Annotated in this window: 16 protein-coding genes; 10 read left to right on the top strand and 6 right to left on the bottom strand. The window is 50.2% G+C overall.

Annotation, left to right across the window (positions count from 1 at the left end):
* Window positions 1-5 precede the first annotated feature (5 nt).
* Complete coding sequence (locus tag NJR55_RS02855; RefSeq protein ID WP_253617662.1) at window positions 6-1,475, top strand: Na+/H+ antiporter NhaC family protein; 1,470 nt, start codon at window positions 6-8, stop codon at window positions 1,473-1,475.
* Here NJR55_RS02855 and tadA read toward each other — a convergent pair.
* Window positions 1,468-1,935, bottom strand: coding sequence for a tRNA adenosine(34) deaminase TadA (tadA, locus tag NJR55_RS02850; protein ID WP_114981919.1), 468 nt, complete (start codon window positions 1,933-1,935; stop codon window positions 1,468-1,470). The genes NJR55_RS02855 and tadA overlap by 8 nt on opposite strands.
* A 69-nt stretch (window positions 1,936-2,004) precedes the next feature.
* Between tadA and NJR55_RS02845 the strand changes: the two genes are divergently transcribed.
* The 3 genes from NJR55_RS02845 to NJR55_RS02835 all read left to right on the top strand — a co-directional run bounded on the left by NJR55_RS02845 (window position 2,005) and on the right by NJR55_RS02835 (window position 7,415).
* Window positions 2,005-3,288, top strand: a complete 1,284-nt coding sequence (locus NJR55_RS02845; protein ID WP_253617660.1) for an amidohydrolase — start codon at window positions 2,005-2,007, stop codon at window positions 3,286-3,288.
* Window position 3,289: 1 nt separating this feature from the next.
* Window positions 3,290-4,657, top strand: coding sequence for a membrane-bound lytic murein transglycosylase MltF (gene mltF / locus NJR55_RS02840; RefSeq protein ID WP_253617657.1), 1,368 nt, complete (start codon window positions 3,290-3,292; stop codon window positions 4,655-4,657).
* A gap of 175 nt (window positions 4,658-4,832) precedes the next feature.
* Window positions 4,833-7,415, top strand: a complete 2,583-nt coding sequence (locus NJR55_RS02835; RefSeq protein ID WP_253617655.1) for a zinc-dependent metalloprotease family protein — start codon at window positions 4,833-4,835, stop codon at window positions 7,413-7,415.
* 48 nt (window positions 7,416-7,463) lie between these two features.
* Here NJR55_RS02835 and rfaH read toward each other — a convergent pair whose 3' ends face one another.
* Window positions 7,464-7,961: a transcription/translation regulatory transformer protein RfaH gene (gene rfaH, locus NJR55_RS02830; protein WP_253617653.1), complete on the bottom strand. Its 498-nt coding sequence runs from the start codon at window positions 7,959-7,961 to the stop codon at window positions 7,464-7,466.
* A 150-nt stretch (window positions 7,962-8,111) separates the two neighbouring features.
* Between rfaH and NJR55_RS02825 the strand changes: the two genes are divergently transcribed.
* The gene (locus NJR55_RS02825; protein WP_253617651.1) at window positions 8,112-8,249 is read left to right on the top strand and encodes a hypothetical protein; all 138 of its coding nucleotides are present in this window, start codon (window positions 8,112-8,114) and stop codon (window positions 8,247-8,249) included.
* Between the two features lie 186 nt (window positions 8,250-8,435).
* On the top strand, window positions 8,436-12,323 hold the full coding sequence (purL, locus tag NJR55_RS02820) for a phosphoribosylformylglycinamidine synthase (protein WP_253617648.1): 3,888 nt from the start codon (window positions 8,436-8,438) through the stop codon (window positions 12,321-12,323).
* 121 nt (window positions 12,324-12,444) lie between these two features.
* Here purL and NJR55_RS02815 read toward each other — a convergent pair whose 3' ends face one another.
* The 3 genes from NJR55_RS02815 to NJR55_RS02805 all read right to left on the bottom strand — a co-directional run bounded on the left by NJR55_RS02815 (window position 12,445) and on the right by NJR55_RS02805 (window position 13,981).
* On the bottom strand, window positions 12,445-12,726 hold the full coding sequence (locus NJR55_RS02815) for an addiction module antidote protein (protein ID WP_253617646.1): 282 nt from the start codon (window positions 12,724-12,726) through the stop codon (window positions 12,445-12,447).
* Window positions 12,701-13,027, bottom strand: a complete 327-nt coding sequence (locus NJR55_RS02810) for a type II toxin-antitoxin system RelE/ParE family toxin (RefSeq protein ID WP_253617644.1) — start codon at window positions 13,025-13,027, stop codon at window positions 12,701-12,703. The genes NJR55_RS02815 and NJR55_RS02810 overlap by 26 nt, the downstream gene beginning before the upstream one ends.
* Before the next feature lie 204 nt (window positions 13,028-13,231).
* On the bottom strand, window positions 13,232-13,981 hold the full coding sequence (locus NJR55_RS02805; protein WP_253617642.1) for a 3',5'-cyclic-nucleotide phosphodiesterase: 750 nt from the start codon (window positions 13,979-13,981) through the stop codon (window positions 13,232-13,234).
* A gap of 67 nt (window positions 13,982-14,048) precedes the next feature.
* On the opposite strand from NJR55_RS02805, the gene NJR55_RS02800 reads away from it, so the two are divergent.
* From NJR55_RS02800 to NJR55_RS02785, 4 genes are all read left to right on the top strand, one after another.
* Window positions 14,049-14,681, top strand: a complete 633-nt coding sequence (locus NJR55_RS02800) for a DUF998 domain-containing protein (protein WP_253617640.1) — start codon at window positions 14,049-14,051, stop codon at window positions 14,679-14,681.
* Window positions 14,674-16,923 carry a heavy metal translocating P-type ATPase gene (locus NJR55_RS02795; protein WP_253617638.1) on the top strand — a complete coding sequence of 750 codons (2,250 nt, stop codon included), beginning with the start codon at window positions 14,674-14,676 and terminating at the stop codon, window positions 16,921-16,923. Before NJR55_RS02800 ends, NJR55_RS02795 begins: the two co-directional genes overlap by 8 nt.
* A gap of 20 nt (window positions 16,924-16,943) precedes the next feature.
* A complete protein-coding gene (gene murI, locus NJR55_RS02790) occupies window positions 16,944-17,690 on the top strand; it encodes a glutamate racemase (protein ID WP_253617636.1) in 747 nt (248 codons plus the stop codon).
* A 456-nt stretch (window positions 17,691-18,146) separates the two neighbouring features.
* Window positions 18,147-19,835 carry an NAD-dependent malic enzyme gene (locus NJR55_RS02785; RefSeq protein ID WP_253617634.1) on the top strand — a complete coding sequence of 563 codons (1,689 nt, stop codon included), beginning with the start codon at window positions 18,147-18,149 and terminating at the stop codon, window positions 19,833-19,835.
* Here NJR55_RS02785 and NJR55_RS02780 read toward each other — a convergent pair.
* Window positions 19,832-20,983: a trans-sulfuration enzyme family protein gene (locus NJR55_RS02780; RefSeq protein ID WP_253617631.1), complete on the bottom strand. Its 1,152-nt coding sequence runs from the start codon at window positions 20,981-20,983 to the stop codon at window positions 19,832-19,834. The two genes, NJR55_RS02785 and NJR55_RS02780, sit on opposite strands and share 4 nt — an antisense overlap.
* Window positions 20,984-20,991 lie beyond the last annotated feature (8 nt).

Below are 20,991 nucleotides of genomic sequence, written 5' to 3'. Positions count from 1 at the left end.
GCGTTATGAATAAACCGCCGCTGGTATTGCCCGCGGCGGTTTATTGTTTTAACCTCCCAGTATCAGACACTTATAAATGCACCCAAATGGAACTGAGCTGGACCAGTCTTTTACCTTCCTTATTGGCAATTGTATTTGCCATAGTTACCCGAAAAGTTCTGCTGGCGCTTATTGGCGGCATTATTCTGGCCAATATTCTGCTGTTCTGGCCGGCTCCTGCAAACATTGCCTACGGCACTTTAGAGAGCACCTGGGACACCCTTATTGACCCGAGCAATATGCTGGTCTGGTTTTTTACTCTGGGTATTGGGGCGTTGTTTGGCGTGCTGGAAAACGGCGGTACGTTTAAACAGTTTGTGCTGAAGCTGGAAAAAAAGCAGTGGATAGAGAGTAAACGGCGCGCGCGTTTGATGACCTGGATACTGGGCGTTGTGGTTTTTATCGAATCGAACGTGACTATTATGATTTCCGGCACTACCTCACGACCTATATACGACCGTCTGGGCATTGCCCGCGAGAAACTCGCTTATATTGTTGATTCTACCTGTGCTGCCATTTGTATTTTAATTCCGTTGAATGCCTGGGGAGCGTTTAATTTAACGCTCATTAGTAATCAGGGTGTTGAGCAGCCATTGCTTGTGTTTATTCAGTCTATTGCCTTTAACTTTTATGCCATTTTTGCGGTATTGCTGGCGTTGTTTGTAGCGCTGTTCGACTGGAACATTGGGCCAATGAAAGCGTTTGAGAAGAACGCGGTACCGGATCAGGTATCGCAAAACACCTGGGGCGATGGCCCGGATGAAGAGACCAGTTTTGGCAAGGGTATGGCGGTGGTCATGACCAGCCTGATTGCACTGGTGGTGATGGTTCCTGTTATGTTGCTGGTAACCGGCAATGGTGTGCTGGTTGACGGTAACGGCACTTTAAGTGTGTTTATTGCCATTTATGTGGCATTGGGCATTGCCGTAGCAGGTACTCTGATGACACAGCCGGTTGGTCTAGTCGATGTTGGCAAGTACCTGCTAAAAGGCGCCTGGAACATTCTGCCACTGGCGGTCATTTTGTGGCTGTCTATTGCGCTGGGTGGGCTAACTCGTGACCTAGGTACTGGCGAATTCCTGGCGGCGGCTCTGGATGGTTCGGTGGCGCTGTGGATGCTGCTACCGCTGATATTTGTGTTGTCGGCTATTACGGGCTTTTCTATTGGCTCCAGTTGGGGAACCTTTGCTATTATGCTGCCACTGGCGATACCGCTGGCAATGACTTTAGGTTTGCCGCCAGCTCCATTTATTGCTGCAGCTATTTCCGGTGGTATATTTGGAGACCATGCATCGCCCATTTCCGATACCACTATTATTGCCTCGATGGCGTCGGGGGTGGAGCACATTGACCATGTGCGAACTCAGTTGCCCTATGCGTTAGTAGCCGGGCTTGCAGCGACGGTGGCTTACGCTATAACGGGGATGCTTATTTAACGCTGGCTGATTTGCGGCGGGCTCGAAAAAAACGCCGCAAAATATCGCCGCATTCTTCTGCCAGTACGCCGCTGTGCACTTCCACTTTGTGGTTCATAGAGGCGTGGTTAATAACCTCAATGGCAGTGCCTGTGGCTCCGGTACGCGGGTCGGTTGCACCGAACACCAGGCGTTTGACTCGGGCATGGGTAATTAAACCCGCACACATGGCGCAGGGCTCGAGGGTGACGTACAGGGTGGCGTTGACCAACCGATAATTATCGATAGCCTGACCTGCAGACCGAATGGCTTGTGCTTCGGCATGAGCGGACGGGTCGGACAAAGAAATAACCTGATTGTAACCTTCGCCAACAATTTTATCGTCCATGACCAATACCGCGCCAACGGGCACTTCGTCTGCGTTTTGCGCCTGTTCAGCAAGTTCTAAGGCTCGCTGCATGTAGATTTCATCGGTTGTCATGAGGGCGATTTTAGCGCAGGATATTACCCAGTACCAGAATAACAATCCGCACTTATGCAGGAGAGAACAATGAAAAAGCTCATTATTAGCTTAATGCTGGCCAGTAGCTTTGGCTATAGCGCTCAGGCTGCTGCTCAGCAATCGCCGGTAAAAGTCAGCAGTGACTTAGAAGCTCAGGTCATTGAATGGCGTCGCCATATTCACGCCAATCCGGAACTGAGTAACCGCGAGTTTGAAACCGCCAAAATGGTGGCTGAGCATTTGCGCTCTCTGGGCATGGAAGTTGAAACGGGTGTTGCGCACACGGGTGTCGTTGGCATGCTAAAAGGCGGTAAGCCAGGCCCAACTATAGCGTTGCGCGCGGATATGGACGCTTTACCTGTTATAGAGCAGACCGATGTCCCTTTTAAGTCAACGGTGAAATCAGAGTATCGCGGCAATGAAGTGGGTGTGATGCACGCCTGCGGGCATGATACTCATGTTGCTATGTTAATGGGGGCAGCAGAAAAGTTAGCCGAAATGAAAGACGAGCTGGCCGGTAACGTGATGTTTATTTTCCAGCCAGCTGAAGAAGGCGCGCCTGAAGGCGAAGAGGGCGGCGCAGCATTGATGCTGGAAGAGGGGCTTTTTGCTGATAACAAACCAGAAAAAGTCTTTGGCATTCATGTCTGGGCAGGTTTTCCTACAGGTCATGTTGGCTATCGTAAAGGTCCGTTGATGGCGTCTTCCGATCGGTTTGAAATTAAGGTGAAGGGTAAACAAGCGCACGGTTCTACCCCATGGGCTGGCGTTGATCCTATTGTGACTTCGGCACAAATTATTAATAACGCACAGACTATTATCAGTCGTCAGACGAATATCACCAAAGCTCCGGCAGTTTTATCTTTCGGCATTGTGGAAGGTGGTGTGCGTAATAACATTATTCCGGACGAAGTGACCTTAATTGGTACTATCCGCAACTTTGACATGGACATTCGCTCGGATATTCACGAGAAATTAAAGCTAACGGCAAAAAAAACGGCTGAAGCAAACGGAGCCGAAGCTCACGTTCATGTCGATTTAGGCTATCCGGTAACGAGTAATGATGCGGACCTGGTTGAGCAGATGTTACCGATAACTAAAGCGGTAGCGGGAGCTGATAAAGTGCAGGAAGTACCATTAGTAACTGGTGCTGAAGACTTCTCGTATTACGCGCTGGAAGTGCCGGGTATGTTTGTATTTTTGGGAGTCACTCCACCAGAGCGTGATATGGCAAATGAACCAAGCAACCATTCGCCGTATTTTTATGCTGATGAAGACGCACTGAAAACCGGTACGGAACTTTATGTGAATTGGGCTCTGGAATCTCTCTAATATGCCGAAGTCTGCAGTATCGCTGTTTGCTATTTTACTGCTGGCCGCTAGTGTACTAACGGCCTGCAGTCCTCAAACCCGCCCCGATGCCATGTCCGTAGTTCAGGAACGTCAGGTATTGCGGGTGGGAACACTGATAAACCCAACCAGCTATTATTTTGATCATGACCGTGAGCAAGGCTTCGAATACGATCTGGCGAAACGTTTTGCCGCTCGTCTGGGAGTTGAACTGGAAATGGTTCCGCGCTTTGACGTGAACGATTTGTTTACCATGTTGCGTCGCGGTGAAGTTGACATTGTCGCGGCCGGACTTGACCGGACCTCGACGCGTGCTCAGTTGTTCCGTTTCAGTCCGCCTTACGACATTATTAGCCAGAAGGTTGTTTTTAAACAGGGTTCACGTCAACGCCCGCGAGACTTGCAGCAAATTACCGATGGTGAAATTGTGGTGGTGCAAGGCAGTTCTCACCATGAGTTTTTGAAAAGCCTGGGCGATAGTATTCCTACTTTAAAGTGGCGCGCGACCCGGGACCATGATGCGGTTGAATTGCTACAGATGGTGATTAGCGGCGAGGTCGATTACACCATTACCGACAGTACTGCGCTGGATATTCAGCGTCGCTTTCATCCTGATTTAAGTGTGGCTTTTACGGTAAAGCATGATCAAGACATTGCCTGGGCTTTACCGCAGGGTACGGATGACTCTTTGTTTGCCGCTGTTATTGAGTATTTTGGTGAGATTCGTTCCAGTGGGCGCTTAGCTCATATTAAAGAGCAGCACTTTGGTCATGTAAAACAGTTTAACTATGTCACTACCAGCTTATTTATTGAAGCTGTGGAGCAAGTTTTACCCGGTTATATCGAGACCTTTAAAAAACACTCGGGCTCGCTTGACTGGCGGTTACTGGCTGCTATTTCCTATCAGGAGTCGTTGTGGAATCCGCGAGCGGTGTCTCCTACGGGTGTGCGCGGCATGATGATGCTAACTTTGCCTACAGCGAAAGCAATGGGTGTTAAAAGCCGCTTGAATGCGGAGCAGAGTATTCGTGGTGGAGCTCGCTATCTGGAGCGCATGCTGAATAGGGTGCCGGCAAGAATTCCGCAACCCGACAGAACCTGGTTTGCGTTAGCTGCATATAATATAGGATTCGGTCATTTAGAGGACGCGCGAATAATAACGGAGCGTCAGGGTGGTAACCCGGACCGTTGGGTGGATGTGAAGAAACGCTTGCCGCTGTTGAGACAAAAGCAGTTTTATCGACATACCCGCTATGGTTTTGCTCGAGGCGATGAGCCAGTGACCTATGTCGGCAACATCCGCCGCTTTTACGACACATTGAAATATTTAGATGAGCAAGGGCGGCTGTAGCCGTCCCGCGACGTAGCCTGACATTTATGTCAGGTGAGGTATCGTTCCTGACGTAAACGTCAGGCTACGATGTCTGGTAAGGGTTCCGTGAATGTAGCCTGACATTTATGTCAGGTGAGGTATCGTTCCTGACGTAAACGTCAGGCTACGTGGATCATAAAATTAGGTGTTTAAAATGAAAAAGACAGTCGCCGCAGTGCTAATAGCTTTAGCTCCGGTATTTGCCTTAGCACAAAGCCTTGGCGACAAAATTCAATTGTCCGTAAACAATCAGATTATTGAAGCGACTCTGGCTGAGTCTTTGTCGTCGGAAAACAGTTATCGACTCACTTTTGAAGACCGCTATGGCGACACTCAGCATTTAGGCTTTTTGCATAAGCGTGGTAATAACCAGCTTATATCAATTACGCACCCCGATGTTGGTGAAGTGGAAATTCGCCGCGTAGACGGTAAAACCTATATTAATCAGAGAAACCGGACACCATCGGAACCGTTAAAACCTAAGAGCCGCACAGAACCACTTAAGCTGGAAAAGCAGTTTCAGTTAGCTCCAGCTCCGCGTAAAGCGGCACTGACGAAAGCCAACAATGCTCAAATAACCTCTCTGGTGACTCAGTTCGACAACAGCATTGATGTGTTATTTCTGTACGACGAACGTTTACTCGGCTATGCCGAAGACGAAGGTTACGACTTAGCTTTAAGCATTGATGCGGCGGTAATTACAAGCAACGCCATTTTTGAGCGTTCCCAACTGCCCGTTGAAATGTCTGTTGCCGGTGTGAGTTTTTTCAATCCGGAATCTACCACTAACTTTCCGACAGAAGACCCTAATGCGATCATAGATGAACTGGTGGATGATCAGCGGGTTCGTCGATTGGTGGATCGCTATCAGGCCGATGTGGTTCACTTTATTGGCGCGGAAAACCCCAGTGTTTGCGGCTTGGCTTTTGTTGCCACTGACTTTAACGTTAGCGATAACTTAGTAAACAGGGTTAGCGGCGCCGCAGGTGCAGGTTATACCAGCTTGTCCTGCACGGGGTCGGGAACGGTTGCTCACGAGGTTGGGCATAATTTCGGGCTCAATCATGACCGTTATACATTGGCGAACAATGCAAGCGGCGGCGGTGGTGATCAGGAGGATTACCATATTCCTTACGGCTTTATAGAAGATAGCGGACTTTTTTACACGACCATGTCATACGGCGGTGTCTGTCGGAGCGAATTTGGTAGCGGTGCCGCCTGTCGGGATGAAGCCGTCTACTCCAGTCCCGATATAGTAGATAGTGACTCTGGACTGCCAATGGGTAAAGCGGAGTCCCAAATTGACGCGGCTGATGCCAGTACGGCGGCTCAGCGCAGTACGGTGGTGTGGGCCAATAACGCGTCACGTACTAATGTGAATGCCATGGCAGCCAGCCACACCGGAAATTCGGAGCTAACTTTAAGCTGGCCGGCGGTTGCCAATGCCGATCGTTATGCGTTGGCTGGTGGCCGCTGTGAGCAATATCAGTCTGCCAGTCGTGAAGCTCTTTTGAACTTACAAAGCTTTAATGTGAACTCGGTTGCTTTAGGCGGAATACCTAACGGCTCAACCGATATCTGCATTATCGCGATAGAGGAACTGACCAACGGTGCTGTTCGCTGGCGTTTTGTCAGCAATAGCAGCTTTAGTGGTAACTTCTCGAATACTAATGCAAATTACCTCTTACTGAATAGCAATGTGATGGGCTTGGTGGAAGCCGGGGACCAGGCCAGTTTTACCATTGAGCTATCGGATACCGATACCAGTAACCAGTCATTACAGGTGGCTGTTCCGACAACGGCTAGTGGCACTTCGGTGAGTCAGGAAGTGGGTATAGCAGCTGCCAAACAGTGGTTTGACTGGATTGTGAGTGGCAGCGGCAGCACTCGTATGATAACGGTAACCTTAAAGACCGATATTGAAGAGATTGCAGCAAGTTTGGATAAAGACAATATTTTTAATCCATTCCACTGGCACTTAAAAGTGGTGAATACCGACTTTAATGATTTCAATATTTCCAGCGGCTTGTGGAATGACCCTTCCGATTTGGTTGGCTCGCGTCCGCAGGCTTTTTTAAGTTCGGGTGATACGGTTGGTGAACTGGAAGTGCTGGATACTCAGCTGAGCCTGTTTAATGTCAGTAACGACGTGGCAGTTTCAGTGGTTAACTTAAACGATGACCTTGTCCGCGACTTTAGCTTTAACGAAGTGAGCGGTGCTGTTGATGGTGAGCGACGCTTCGTTATAGAAGGAGTTGCCGGTATTGTTGATTCCGGGCAGACCGCGGTACTGAGAGTAGACTTCAGCGACGGCAGTGACAGCCTGAGAGTTGCGTTAACGGTTGAGCCTCGAGCTATAGCCCCGACCATAGTTGGTTTTACGGCAACAGGTACCACGGTAGGGGAAACTGTTCGTCTGGCAGCTATTGTCAGTGATGCTGATTTGAACCTTGCCCCGGATAGCCTGCGGTTATTCAGGGTAATGGAGAGTAGCGAAGAGGAAGTAACCGGCTTTAGCTTCAACGATGGCGCATTCAGTGCCTCATTGGGGCAACTTGCGGCGGGAACTTATCAGTATCGGTTAAGTGTAAGTGACACCGAGGGGAATACGGAATCGGCGACAGCTCGTTTTACCGTTGCGGCCGCTGACTCAGGCAGTAGCGGCGGCCATGGAGGTTGGTTGTTGGTGCTTGGTTTAGCCGCTTTAGGCTTGCGCAGGCGCCTGACCGCGGCGTAGCCTGACATTCATGTCAGGTGAGGTACCGCTCCTGACGTAAACGTCAGGCTACTGAAATTGCAGTTCTTTGTAGCTGAAGTTGGCTTTGACTTTTTTTTGCATCCATTCCAGCATAACGAAGCAGCGTGATTCACCGTCCAGTTTGACAATTTTAGCAAGGAAACCACGGAAAGGGCCTTGCTGAATTTCCACTGTATCTCCTATTTGAGGTGCCTGTTCATCGGTCAGTTGGTCAACCCCTCGCATTTGGTCAATCCAGCTTTGCGGAACCTTCGGTATGTTGTCGCCAAAACGCAGCACACCAGCTACACCATAAGTGCTGCGGAGCTTGTAGAACTGCTCAATAATGTCATCGGGTTTAACGAACACATAGCCCGGGAACATGGGCTCCACTACTGAGGTACGCACACCTCGGCGAACCTTTTTTACGGTTAACTCGGGCGCGAAAACACCGAACCCCTGATTCTCCAGATTCAGTATGGCGCGTTCTTCCTGCTTAGGCTTGGTTCGTACTATGTACCAAACGTCAGATTCGAGCTCATTCATAACAGGTCCTTTTGTGCGTCGGCGGCCGATCTTTCCACATTAGCCTAAGTTACGCAAATTAGGCTGTTAAGCTAGTATAAAGTCGTTGCAATAAATGGGTATGACACGGTAAGCTGATTAGGCATTTCAACGCAATAAAGGCCAAAGTCTATGCAAGCCAACCGCCTAAGACGTGAAAACACCGCCCGCCGCCGCGCCGTTATTCGTAAACGTAAACAACGTATTATTGAGCGTCGTGAAAAATGGTTTCGCATAGTGAATCGCGAAGGCACTCCGAAAATCGAGTAGCCTGACGTTTACGTCAGGAGCTATATCTCACCTGACATAAATGTCAGGCTACATATGCGTCATCGGCTCTCTCACCTGATGTGAACATCAGGCGACAAACGCCAGGTTCGATATTGTACCTGACATGAATGTCAGGCTACTGTATAATCTGCCAGCAAAAATCGCCCAGCTTTGGAGACCTTGCTTGTGGAAATCTACCGCGGTGCACCTGCCTTATCAGCCTTCAAAACAACGAAGCAACTTGAACAACTGAAACAGGCAGGAATTCCTGTCAAAGAGCTTTATGCTGAGTATCAGCACTTTGTTGATTTGCATAATGAACTTAGCGACGAACACCGTTCAGTGCTGGTACAACTACTGAAGTACGGCCCTGAAATGCCGGCACACGAGCCTCAAGGTGCTCTGGTACTGGTAACCCCTCGCATTGGTACTATTTCCCCCTGGGCTTCGAAGGCCACCGATATTGCGCATAACTGTGGCTTGAAAAGCATTCACCGGGTTGAGCGCGGTGTGGCTTTCTATCTGCAGGGTGATTTGTCGGCTGAAGAACTGAAGCAGGCGGCAGCCTTATTGCACGACCGTATGACCGAAAGCGTGTTGTACGATATGAACGACGCGCAGCAGCTATTCCGCTCACAGGAACCGCAGCCATTGTCTTCGGTAGACATTCTGGCTGGCGGTCGTGAAGCGCTGGCGCAGGCCAATATTAGTCTGGGTCTGGCGCTTGCTGACGACGAAATTGATTACCTGGTAGAAAACTTCCGTAAACTGGATCGCAACCCAAACGACATTGAGCTTTATATGTTTGCCCAGGCAAACTCTGAGCACTGTCGTCACAAGATTTTTAACGCCGACTGGACCATAGACGGTGCGGAACAGCCCAAGTCGCTGTTCAAAATGATTAAGAACACCTTTGAAACCACACCTGACTATGTGTTGTCGGCTTATAAAGACAATGCCGCTGTTATGGAAGGCCATGAAGCCGGGCGTTTCTACCCGCAACCGGACAGCATGAGCTATGGCTACAGCCACGAGCCAGTGCATATTCTGATGAAAGTGGAAACTCATAACCACCCAACGGCAATTTCTCCATACCCGGGGGCTGCAACCGGCTCCGGCGGTGAAATTCGCGATGAAGGTGCTACAGGTGTGGGTTCTAAACCCAAAGCCGGCCTGGTGGGCTTCAGCGTTTCTAACCTGAACATTCCCGGCTTTAAGCAGCCGTGGGAAGAGAACTACGGCAAACCTGCGCGTATTGTTTCTGCGCTGGATATTATGCTGGAAGGCCCATTAGGCGGCGCAGCCTTTAATAATGAATTTGGTCGCCCGGCTCTGACCGGTTATTTTCGTACCTACGAGCAAACGGTCGACAGCCACAATGGGCGCGAAACCCGCGGTTACCATAAGCCAATTATGATTGCCGGCGGTTTGGGTAACATTCGTGAAGCCCATGTGCAAAAAGGTGATATTCCGGTTGGTGCTAAGCTCGTCGTTTTAGGCGGTCCGGCAATGAACATTGGTTTAGGTGGCGGCGCAGCATCGTCTATGGCGTCGGGCGAGTCGACCGAAGATTTAGACTTTGCCTCGGTTCAGCGTGAAAACCCAGAAATGGAACGCCGTTGTCAGGAAGTGATTGACCGTTGCTGGCAGCTTGGTGCTGATAACCCCATTGCCTTTATTCACGACGTGGGCGCTGGCGGTTTGTCGAATGCGATGCCGGAACTGGTTAGTGACGGTGGTCGTGGTGGTCGATTTGAGCTGCGCGAGATACCGAACGATGAGCCCGGCATGACACCGCTGGAAATTTGGTGCAACGAGTCGCAGGAACGTTACGTTATTGCTATTGCACCAGAAAACATGGAGCGCTTTGAGTCCTTGTGTGAGCGCGAGCGTGCAGAATACGCGGTGATTGGTGAAGCCACTGAAGAGCTTACTATTTTACTGAACGACGCCAAGTTCTCGAATCAGCCAATTGATTTGTCGCTGGACGTGCTGTTAGGCAAACCGCCGAAAATGCATCGCGACGTGGCCCGATTGCAGGCGGAAGGTACACCATTGCATTTGGAAGCCGCTGATTTGAACGACGCGGCTGATCGCTTACTGCGCTTACCGGCTATTGCCGAGAAAACCTTCTTAATTACCATTGGTGACCGCAGCGTTACCGGTCTGGTTGCCCGTGACCAAATGGTTGGTCCGTGGCAGATACCGGTGGCTGACGTTGCGGTAACCGCGTCCAGTTATGACAGCTACCATGGTGAAGCCATGGCTATGGGTGAGCGTACGCCGCTGGCGCTACTGAACTTTGGCGCTTCGGCACGCATGGCGGTGGCAGAGTCCCTGACTAATATTGCCGCTGCTGACATTGGCGATTTAAAACGTATTAAACTATCGGCCAACTGGATGTGCGCAGCTGGCCATCCGGGTGAAGACGCCGGTTTGTATGAGGCCGTTAAAGCCGTTGGTGAAGAGCTGTGCCCGGAACTGGGTATTACCATTCCGGTGGGTAAAGATTCCATGTCGATGAAAACTCAGTGGCAGGAAGACGGTGAAGACAAAGCCGTGACAGCGCCAATGAGTCTGGTGATTACCGCGTTTGGCCGGGTGAACGACATTCGTGCAACTTTAACGCCGCAATTGCGCACCGACAAAGGCCAGTCGCACCTGGTACTTATTGATTTAGGTAAAGGTCAGAACCGTTTAGGTGGTTCAGCACTGGCGCAGGTATATCAGCAACTGGGGCAACATACGCCAGATTTAGACGACACTGAAGCCTTTAAAGCCTTCTTTAATACTACTCAGCAGTTGGTAACCGAAGGGCGTTTATTGGCCTACCACGACCGTTCTGACGGCGGGTTATTCACCACTGTAGCGGAAATGGCATTTGCCGGAAACTGTGGCGCGAAAGTGGCACTGGACGATTTAGGCGAAGACAATTTAGCCGCCTTGTTTAACGAAGAACTGGGTGCGGTTATTCAGGTGAGCGATGAACAGTACCAAAAAGTGATGGACGCTTACAAAGCGGCGGGTTTAGGTGACTGCGTTAAGCGCATTGGTGAGCCGACGCATGACGATGCCATTGTCTTTACCCGTGATGAACAGAATGTATTAGCGCAGAGCCGCACGCACTGGCGCACCGTGTGGGCGGAAACTACGCACCACATGCAGCGTCTGCGTGACAACCCGGTGTGTGCTGACGAAGAATTCCGTCTGAAACAGCGCGCTGATAACCCGGGCTTACTGGCAGATTTAACCTTCGATCCTTCTGAAGATATTGCAGCGCCGTACATTGCTAAAGGTGTTGCGCCGAAAGTGGCAATTCTGCGTGAGCAGGGCGTGAACTCGCATTACGAAATGGCGGCAGCCTTTGACCGTGCCGGTTTTGAAGCGGTCGATGTTCACATGAGCGACATTCTGGCGGGCCGTGTGTCGCTGGAAGACATGCAGGCACTGGCAGCTTGTGGTGGCTTCTCTTACGGTGACGTTTTAGGTGCCGGTGAAGGCTGGGCTAAGTCTATTTTATTTAACGACCGTGCGCGCGAGCAGTTTGAAGCCTTTTTTAAGCGTAACGATACGCTGGCGCTGGGTGTGTGTAATGGTTGTCAGATGTTGTCTACTCTGAAGCAGCTAATTCCGGGAACCGAGCACTGGCCGCGTTTTGTGACCAACCGCAGCGAGCGCTTTGAAGCGCGCTTTAGTCTGGTGGAAGTGCAGGAGTCTAAGTCTATTTTCTTAGGTGACATGGCGGGTTCTCGTATGCCTATTGCGGTGTCTCATGGTGAAGGCCGCGCTGAGTTTGCTAACCCTCAGCAACAGTCGCAGTTGGAGCAAGGTGGCCAGGTAGCGCTGCGTTACATTGATAACTGGGGCGAAGTAGCTGAGCAGTATCCGGCTAACCCCAATGGTTCACCGAAAGGGATTACCGCGGTAACCAGCGACGACGGTCGTGTGACCGCGATGATGCCACACCCTGAGCGTGTGTTCCGCACCGTAGCCAACAGCTGGCACCCGGATGAATGGGGCGAAGACAGCCCGTGGATGCGCATGTTCCGCAACGCCCGTAAGCACCTCGGGTAACGCGCCCGGCGCAAACCGCAATTCGGCTAACCGGCTGGGTTGCGGGATGTAGCCTGACGTTTACGTCAGGAACGATATCTCACCTGACATAAATGTCAGGCTACAAACCACATGCATCAGGTTACGTGCTGGCTGTTATTTTTATGCCTAGTGCTTTAGTAACAGCCAGTACACTTTTAAGGGTTGGGTTGCCTTTGTCGCTGAATGAGCGGTATAGCTGTTCTCTGGACAGCCCTGTTTTTTGTGCTAATTCTGTCATACCTTTTGTTCTTGCCGCGATGCCAATAGCATTGGCAATGTAGCCTGCGTCTTCTGTTTCCAGCGCATCGGCAACGAAAGCCGCGACAGATTCTGCATCCTCTAAATAGGAAGCTGCGTCAAATTTGCTGAAAGTTGTTGCCATTGTTAATGCTCCAATATTCGTAAAGTAAGTGTGCTTTTTTAATGTCCCTTCTTTGGCTTTTCTTATCGCCTCCGGCGAGTAACAAAATGAGTACACCCTGATCTTCATAGAAATAAACTCTATAGCCGGAGCCAAAATGCATTCGTAATTCGCTTAGGCCATGTCCAATAGGCTTTACGTCGCAGGAACTTCCTTCTATTAACCTATTAATATGCGAAATAATTCGGCCTTTGATTGTTTGATTTTTTATACCTGACAACCATTGGTGAAATTTATTTGATTCATATACTGATAAGCTCATTGTAGTTTTTAAAATACACTTTAGCAAATAAGATGGGTAAATTAGCAGAAGCAGCGAATGTGGGGATGTAGGCGAAGGAGGTGAAGTAGTGTAGGTGTTTAATGTTTCTGTAGCCTGACGTTTACGTCAGGAACGATACCCCACCTGACATAAATGTCAGGCTACAAACCACATAGATCAGGTGACGAAACCACAAATATCCGGTTATAACACCACCGTGTTTTTATGCGGTGGGTTGGCTTGTAAGGTCTCGCGGAGGGCTTTTTCGTTGCTGGGTTTCAGGTGGGTTATCCAAAGCTCAGTGGGTTGTTGTTCCAGACTATTCAGAGCGCTTTGCAGCAAGCCTGGAGTCATGTGTTTGGTTTTTTCCGCAACCGGGAGTAATTCGTCAGGAAAAGAGCACTCCAGCATTAAGGTGTCTATATGGCCTAAGCGGTTAAGCTGTTCGGTCAGTTGCTTGCCAGCAATGGTATCGGCGGTAAAAACAAAATGCCTGCCCTGGCTTTTTACGCTGTAACCCACTGTGGGCACGCTGTGCTCTACAGCAAAAGCTTTAATTTCCATGCCTTGAAGCTCTATGCTCTGACCGGGATGAATCTCTTCAAACTTCAATAGTGCTTCAGGCCCTTCTGTCACGCTGCTCAGCTCAGGCCAGATATCGCCGTTAAAAATATTGTTTTGCAGCTTTTCCAGCGTATGAGGCTGTGCGTAAACCGTAACAGGTAAGTGCTCACTTCCGTATTGGTTGCTTAAAAAGGTGGGCAAAGCGGCAATATGGTCCATATGCGAATGGGTTAAAAACACATGCCGAACCCGGTGCATTTGTGCCAGGCTGAGTTGATTCAGACCGGTGCCGGCGTCAATCAGAATGTTATGATTGAGCTGAATGCAGGTGGATCCGCCTTTATTGTCGCCACTGAGTCCGCCGCTGCAGCCAAGCACTTGAATATTCACAATCTGTTCCCATCTTGGTTTACACTGTAGTGAAAGATTATCACATTAATACAGCCGAGGAGGCTACATGGAAAACACACCGACGAAAAGCTCTCCCGTTATGCCGCAGTTAATTATTCTGACCTTATTTTGGATTGGTCTGCAATTGGTAGCCACTTGGGTAAAAGACGACTTTTCTCATGTAAGTCAGTATATAAGCGAAATTAACGCGACCGGCAGCACCGCCGCTGGAGCTTTTGGCTGGGTCGGCTTTATTCCGCTGGCGATGGTTTCTTTCGGTGTGCTATTAACTGCGCGCCCGCATTTACGCGTTAAAGGCATTAGCCATATTGGCTGGAGCCTACTATTTTTCTATCCTGTCGCTTACCTCGGCGCGGCACTGGCACCTTGCGATTTAGGCTGCCCGACGGATGGCTCCAGCTCTCAGGCACTACACAATATTATTAGTATGGTCAGTTACTTTGGCTTTGCTCTGGGTGCATTTTTACTGACCTTTACTCCAAAAACGACCTGGCCGGTGCGCTGTGCTTTTGTTCTTCTGTCGGTGATTATTGCCTTAGGTTTTGTGTTAATGATTAACCCCGAATTGGCAGAAGTACGCGGCGCGATACAGCGTTACATTGGCATAGCACAACTGGTGGTGTTCTGGTTGCTATTGTGGCTTAAACCGGCAGAAGCCGACGGAGGCAGTAATGAGTAAATCTGTTCGTTTAAGTGTGGAAGGCATGAGCTGTGGCTCGTGCGCCAGTCGTGTCGACAAGGCATTAAATGGCTTAGACGGCGTTGAAGATGCTTCGGTAAACCTGGCGTCGGACAGTGCTGAAGTGACTTATTCTGAAAAGCTGTCGGTGGATGATTTAGTTCAGGCCGTGAAAAGTGCTGGCTACGATGCCCATGAAGTGCTCGACCGTGATAAGCAAATGCGCGAACAGCGTGAGCAACAGGCAAAGGAGATGCGGACATTAAAAGGCCAGTTATGGCTATCGACTTTGCTGACGTTGCCGGTGTTTATACTGGCCATGGGTAACCATATGGTGCCGGTGTTTTCCGAGTGGGTACATAACTCACTGGGTTTACAAACCAGCTGGTGGATACAGTTAGTGCTTACTACCCTGGTATTGGCGGTTCCTGGCGCGCGTTTTTATAAGCTGGGTGTTCCTGCGCTATTCCGGGGCGCCCCTGACATGAACTCTTTGGTGGCATTGGGCGCTACAGCGGCCTGGGGCTATTCGGTGGTGGCAACGGCTTTTCCAGCCTGGTTACCGAGCGAGTCAGTGAATGTTTACTTTGAGGCCTCGGCGGTTATTGTCACCTTGATTCTGGCCGGGCGCTTTATGGAAGCACGGGCTAAAAGCCACACCTCCGATGCTATTCAGCGTTTAATGAGTCTACAAAGCAAAACCGCACGAGTGGTGCGTGACGGCGAAGTGACGGAAGTCGATATTGCCGAGCTGGGCAAGGGGGACGAAATTGAAGTACGCCCGGGTGAGCGTATTGCCCTGGATGGCGAAGTGTCTTCCGGCGACAGTTATGTCAATGAGGCTATGATAACCGGTGAAGCAGAACCGGTGCATAAGCAAAAAGAAGACAAAGTGGTTGGTGGAACGCTGAACGAAAAAGGCACGTTGCGTTTTAAAGTAACGGCTACCGGCGAGGGAACCGTGCTGGCGCAGATCATCCGTATGGTTGAGCAGGCGCAGGGCAGTAAATTGCCGATTCAGGACACCGTTAACCGTATTACCTTGTGGTTTGTACCTGCGGTGATGCTGGCGGCCTTACTGACCTTTGTGGTGTGGTACTTTGCGGCTAGTGAGTCAGCGCTTACTTTTGCATTGGTTAATGCCGTTGCGGTTCTGATTATTGCCTGCCCTTGTGCCATGGGTCTGGCGACGCCAACCTCAATTATGGTGGGCACCGGGCGAGGTGCGGAAATGGGAGTGCTGTTTCGTCAGGGCAGTGCCTTGCAAGCATTGCAACAATCCAAAGGCGTTATCTTTGATAAAACAGGTACGCTGACCGAAGGCAAGCCGACTATTACAGAGTGGATTACCCTAAGCGGATTTGACGAAAAAGAGGTGCTGACATTGGCGGCTTCGGTTGAAGCTAAGTCCGAGCATCCTACTGCCGAAGCCTTGGTGAATTACGCCAAAGATCAGGACTTAAAAGTCTCTGAACCGGATACCTTTGAGGCTATTTCAGGTTTGGGTGCTACGGGGAAAGTGGATGGTAAAACGCTTTATATTGGTACCAGCGAGCTGATGAGGGACAACAATACTGAGTTACATACCGAGCCTAATGAAGCTAAAAACTGGGCAGAAAACGGTCGCACGCCAATTTACGTAGCTATAGATGGCAAGCTGGCGGCAGTATTTACTCAGGATGACCCGATAAAACCCAGCGCCAAAGAATTGATTAAGCGCCTGCACGCCGACGGTCTGAAAACTGCCATGGTAACCGGTGACGCTGAGTCTACTGCAAAACGTATTGCAAAAGAACTGGGTATTGATGAAGTGGTTGCTAATGTAAAACCCGATGGCAAGGTTGACGCGGTTAAGCGTTTGAAAAAAGAGTGGGGGCAGGTGATTTTTGTGGGTGACGGCATAAATGATGCGCCGGCTTTAGCCTCCGCAGATGTTGGCTTTGCTATTGGCACTGGTACGGATGTGGCCATTGAGTCCGCCGATGTGGTGCTAATGTCGGACAACCTGACTGTTGTGCAACAGGCCTTTGCGTTGTCTGAAGCCACCATGCGCAACATTCGCCAGAATTTATTCTGGGCTTTTGCCTATAATACCGCGCTGATACCAGTCGCAGCGGGTGTGTTGTATCCGTTTTTCGGTATTTTGTTGTCACCCATGCTGGCAGCGGGTGCCATGGCATTGTCCAGTGTCTTCGTGATAACTAACGCGCTGCGCCTTAAAACTGTAAATTTGGAAAAGTAAACTGCAAGGAATAAACGGACATGAAAGTCGGAGTTTTTGATAGCGGTGTCGGTGGTTTAACCGTGGCTCGCTCGCTGCAACAAAGTGGTTGTTTCAGCGAACTGCTGTATTACGGAGACACCGCTCGCGTGCCATACGGTAGCAAGGACAGCAATACTGTTACGCGTTATGCGCTGGAAGCGGTAGAGTTTTTTAACGGCGCCGATGTGGATTGTCTGGTAGTGGCCTGTAACACTGTGAGTGTGACTGCACTTGAGCAAATGCAGAAGTTCTCTAATAAACCGGTGTACGGCGTGCTGGAACCCGGTGTCATGGCGTTGGAACAACTGCAGGGCATTGATACCAGCGCCCGGGTGTTAGTTATAGCCACCCGATCGACGATAAACTCCGGTGCTTATCAGCAGCAGATACAGGCTTTAGGTTACAACCAGGTAAACGCTATGGCCACGCCGTTGTTTGTGCCTATTGTCGAAGAAGAGCTCTACGACGGGCCGATACTGCAGGAAACCTTTAAGCATTATTTCAGCAAGCTTGAAAAGCCCGATGTGGTGCTGCTGGGTTGTACCCATTTCCCATTGATTGCCGAGAGCATTTCTGCGTATTTTAACGGTGCCAAAACCATCCATTCCGGCGAAGCCATGCTGGCCTGGCTGAAACAACACCTGGACTTAAGCGCCCAGTTTGACACCACGCCACTGCACATCATAGCCACCGAAAACGTCGAAGCCGTTAAACGCACCGCCACCCGCTGGGGCCTGAAGCTGTAGTCTCGGGAACACGCTTTGCCGGCAATTCGGCTGAGAAAAGAACTCGTGGCTTGAGGAGACGCTACAAGTTCATCCATGAACGCTTGACGAAGGCCATCCATGGCCTTCGACACTCCTCAAGCCACGAGTTCTTTCCTTTATCGCCTTTTGCCACCAAAGCCTGTCCCTGGGATTAACTTCCGATCTAAGGTATTTGTGCCAGATGAAAATGTGGGATAGCGAGTGCGCTAAAAGGTTAGCGGTGGGGCTTTGTATGTGTGCAGCGCCATGGATGGCGCTGCTCAAGCCCTACAGGGATGTATTCACGGGCGTCTTCCAAAGTCCCACTGCTAACCTCAGCACTCGCGTTTTCCTCGACACCCCACCTGACATAAATGTCAGGCTACCCCAATAGCAACCGGTGTGGCGTTGATGTTATGATATTCGTATTACTTTTGCTTTCAGGAGTTTGTAGTTATGCCGCAGACGCAGCGTCCGCTTTATATTCCGTATTCTGGCCCTAATTTGTTGGAAACCCCGTTACTGAACAAGGGCAGTGCCTTCAGCAAGGAAGAGCGTGCCGCGTTTAACCTGACGGGTTTGTTGCCGCCTCGTTATGAGAGCATTGAAGAGCAGGCCGAACGGGCTTACATGCAGTACCGGAGCTTTGAAACGCCCATTAACAAGCATATTTACCTGCGCGCTATTCAGGACAACAACGAAACCCTGTTCTATCGTTTATTAACGGATCATCTGGAAGAGATGATGCCGATTATCTACACCCCGACTGTGGGGGATGCCTGTGAGAAGTTCTCAGACATTTACCGTAGCTCACGCGGTTTGTTTATTTCCTATTCTGAACGGGATCAGATAGACGATATTCTGCGCAATGCGACGAAGCAGAAGGTTAAGGTCATTGTTGTTACCGACGGTGAACGCATTCTGGGCTTAGGTGATCAGGGTATTGGTGGCATGGGTATTCCTATTGGGAAGCTGTCGCTGTACACCGCTTGCGGCGGCATTAGCCCGGCGTATACGCTGCCGGTGATGCTGGACGTTGGTACCAATAACGAAAAGCTCCTGAAAGACCCCATGTATATGGGAGCCCGCCATAAGCGTATTGAACAGGACGAATATGATGAGTTCCTCGACAAATTTATAAAAGCGGTGACCAGACGCTGGCCGGGCGTGATGCTGCAGTTTGAGGACTTTGCTCAACCTAATGCCATGCCGTTGTTGCGTCGTTATCGCGATGAAGTTTGCTGCTTTAATGACGACATTCAAGGTACCGCGTCTGTGACTGTGGGCACCTTGCTGGCAGCCTGCCGTCAAAAAGGTAAAAAGCTTAGCGAACAAAAAGTAGTGTTTGTTGGTGCCGGCTCTGCGGGCTGTGGTATTGCAGAACAGATTATGATTCAGATGACTGCCGAGGGCTTAACCGAAGAACAGGCGAAGAAACAAATTTTCATGGTAGATCGCTTTGGTTTGGTTATGGATACCATGGGCGGTTTGCGTGACTTCCAGGAGGCTCTGGCACAGAAAACCAGCGATTTAAGCGCCTGGGAATACAGTGGTGAGTATCCGTCGCTGCTGGACGTTATGCATTGTGCTGAGCCTGATATTTTAATTGGCGTGTCTGGTCAGGCCGGGCTCTTTACTGAGCAAGTTGTTTCGACCATGGCAAAAAATGTCGAACGGCCCATTATTTTTCCACTGAGCAACCCTTCCAAACATGTAGAAGCGCACCCTACAGATGTACTTAAATGGAGTGAGGGACGGGCTATTGTGGCAACCGGCAGCCCGTTTGGAGAAGTAGAGTATGACGGCCGTATTTACCCAATAGCGCAGTGCAACAACAGCTATATCTTCCCGGGTATTGGTCTTGGGGTACTGGCGGTTAAATCTGAGCGGGTTAGTGATGAAATGCTGCGTGTGGCAAGTAAGACACTGGCCAATGCGTCGCCCAGCGCAAATGGTAAAGGTGAGGCCTTGTTGCCGGCCTTTAACGACTTAACTCAGTTAAGTAAAGACATTGCTTTTGCGGTTGGTAAAGTGGCTCAGAAGGAAGGTTTGGCACTGGAAATTGATGACGATACGCTGCGAGAGCGCATCGACAACAACTTCTGGAAACCGGAATACCGTTTCTATAAACGGGTTAGCATTTAAGTATGAGCTAAGTCGATGGCTTGCTGTAAATCGCTCAGCAGGTCGTCGGCGTTTTCAATACCTACCGATAAACGTAATAAATCCAGCGGCACCGGTGTGTCCGGCCCTTCAATGCTGGCGCGATGCTCAATCAGGCTTTCTACGCCACCTAATGACGTAGCGCGGTGCCAGAGCTGAGTTTTAGCCGCAACCGCAATCGCTGCTTTCTCGCCACCGGCTAAACGAATAGACAGCATACCGCCGAAGCCACCCTGCATTTGCTTAACGGCTACTTCATGATCGGCAAAGCTTTTCAGGCCGGGATACAATACTTCACTAACCTGCGGGTGCTGCTCTAGTTGCTCTGCAATATATAATGCACTTTGACAACTTTCCCGTACTCTTAAAAATAACGTGCGCATGCCGCGCAAGAGTTGTGCTGCGTCCTGTGGCCCCGGAACGGCTCCGGACTGAGCACGAATGGCGACTAAGCGCTGCCAGAATGCGTTATCCTCACGAGCAGCCAGTGCGCCTGAAATGACATCGGAGTGGCCGTTTAGGTATTTGGTGGCGGAGTGCATAACAATATCGGCACCAAGATCCAACGGCTTGGTCAGCAGGGGCGTTGCTACTGTGGAGTCTACCGCGAGCAGAGCTCCGCAATTGCGAGCCATATCAGCTACGGCGGCAATATCAGTAACTGTCCACAGAGGGTTTCCCGGCGTTTCCAGCCAAATAAGCGTAGGTTTTTTTTCAGCAATAGCGTCGCGTAATGCATTTAAATTTATGGTATCCACAAACCGAACATCCAGTCCGCTATCGACACCGAAAGTTTGTAGCCATTTACGCAAAGCCCAGTACATCACTTTGGGAGCAATGACCGAGTCGCCGGGCTTTAACGCCTGAAAAACAGCGGTAGCGGCGGCCATGCCCGAGGCGAACAGCCGTGCATCTGCCGCATTTTCTAACTCTGCCAACAGCTTTTCCGCGGGGCGATAAGTGGGATTGTCAGCCCTTGAATACACCCGACCGCTACGATATTGATTGTCGTCATCACGCAGATAAGTTGTTGATGTGTATACTGGAGGGATAATTACTCCACTTTCGTTGTCAGAGTGACTACCACCCTGAGCAAGGAGTGATTGCGGCGAAAAAGGAAGTTTCGTCATATAAATTC

Source organism: Idiomarina rhizosphaerae, from assembly GCF_024159085.1.
GTDB classification, from domain to species: Bacteria; Pseudomonadota; Gammaproteobacteria; order Enterobacterales; family Alteromonadaceae; genus Idiomarina; species Idiomarina rhizosphaerae.
This window is presented reverse-complemented; position numbering and strand designations above follow the sequence as displayed.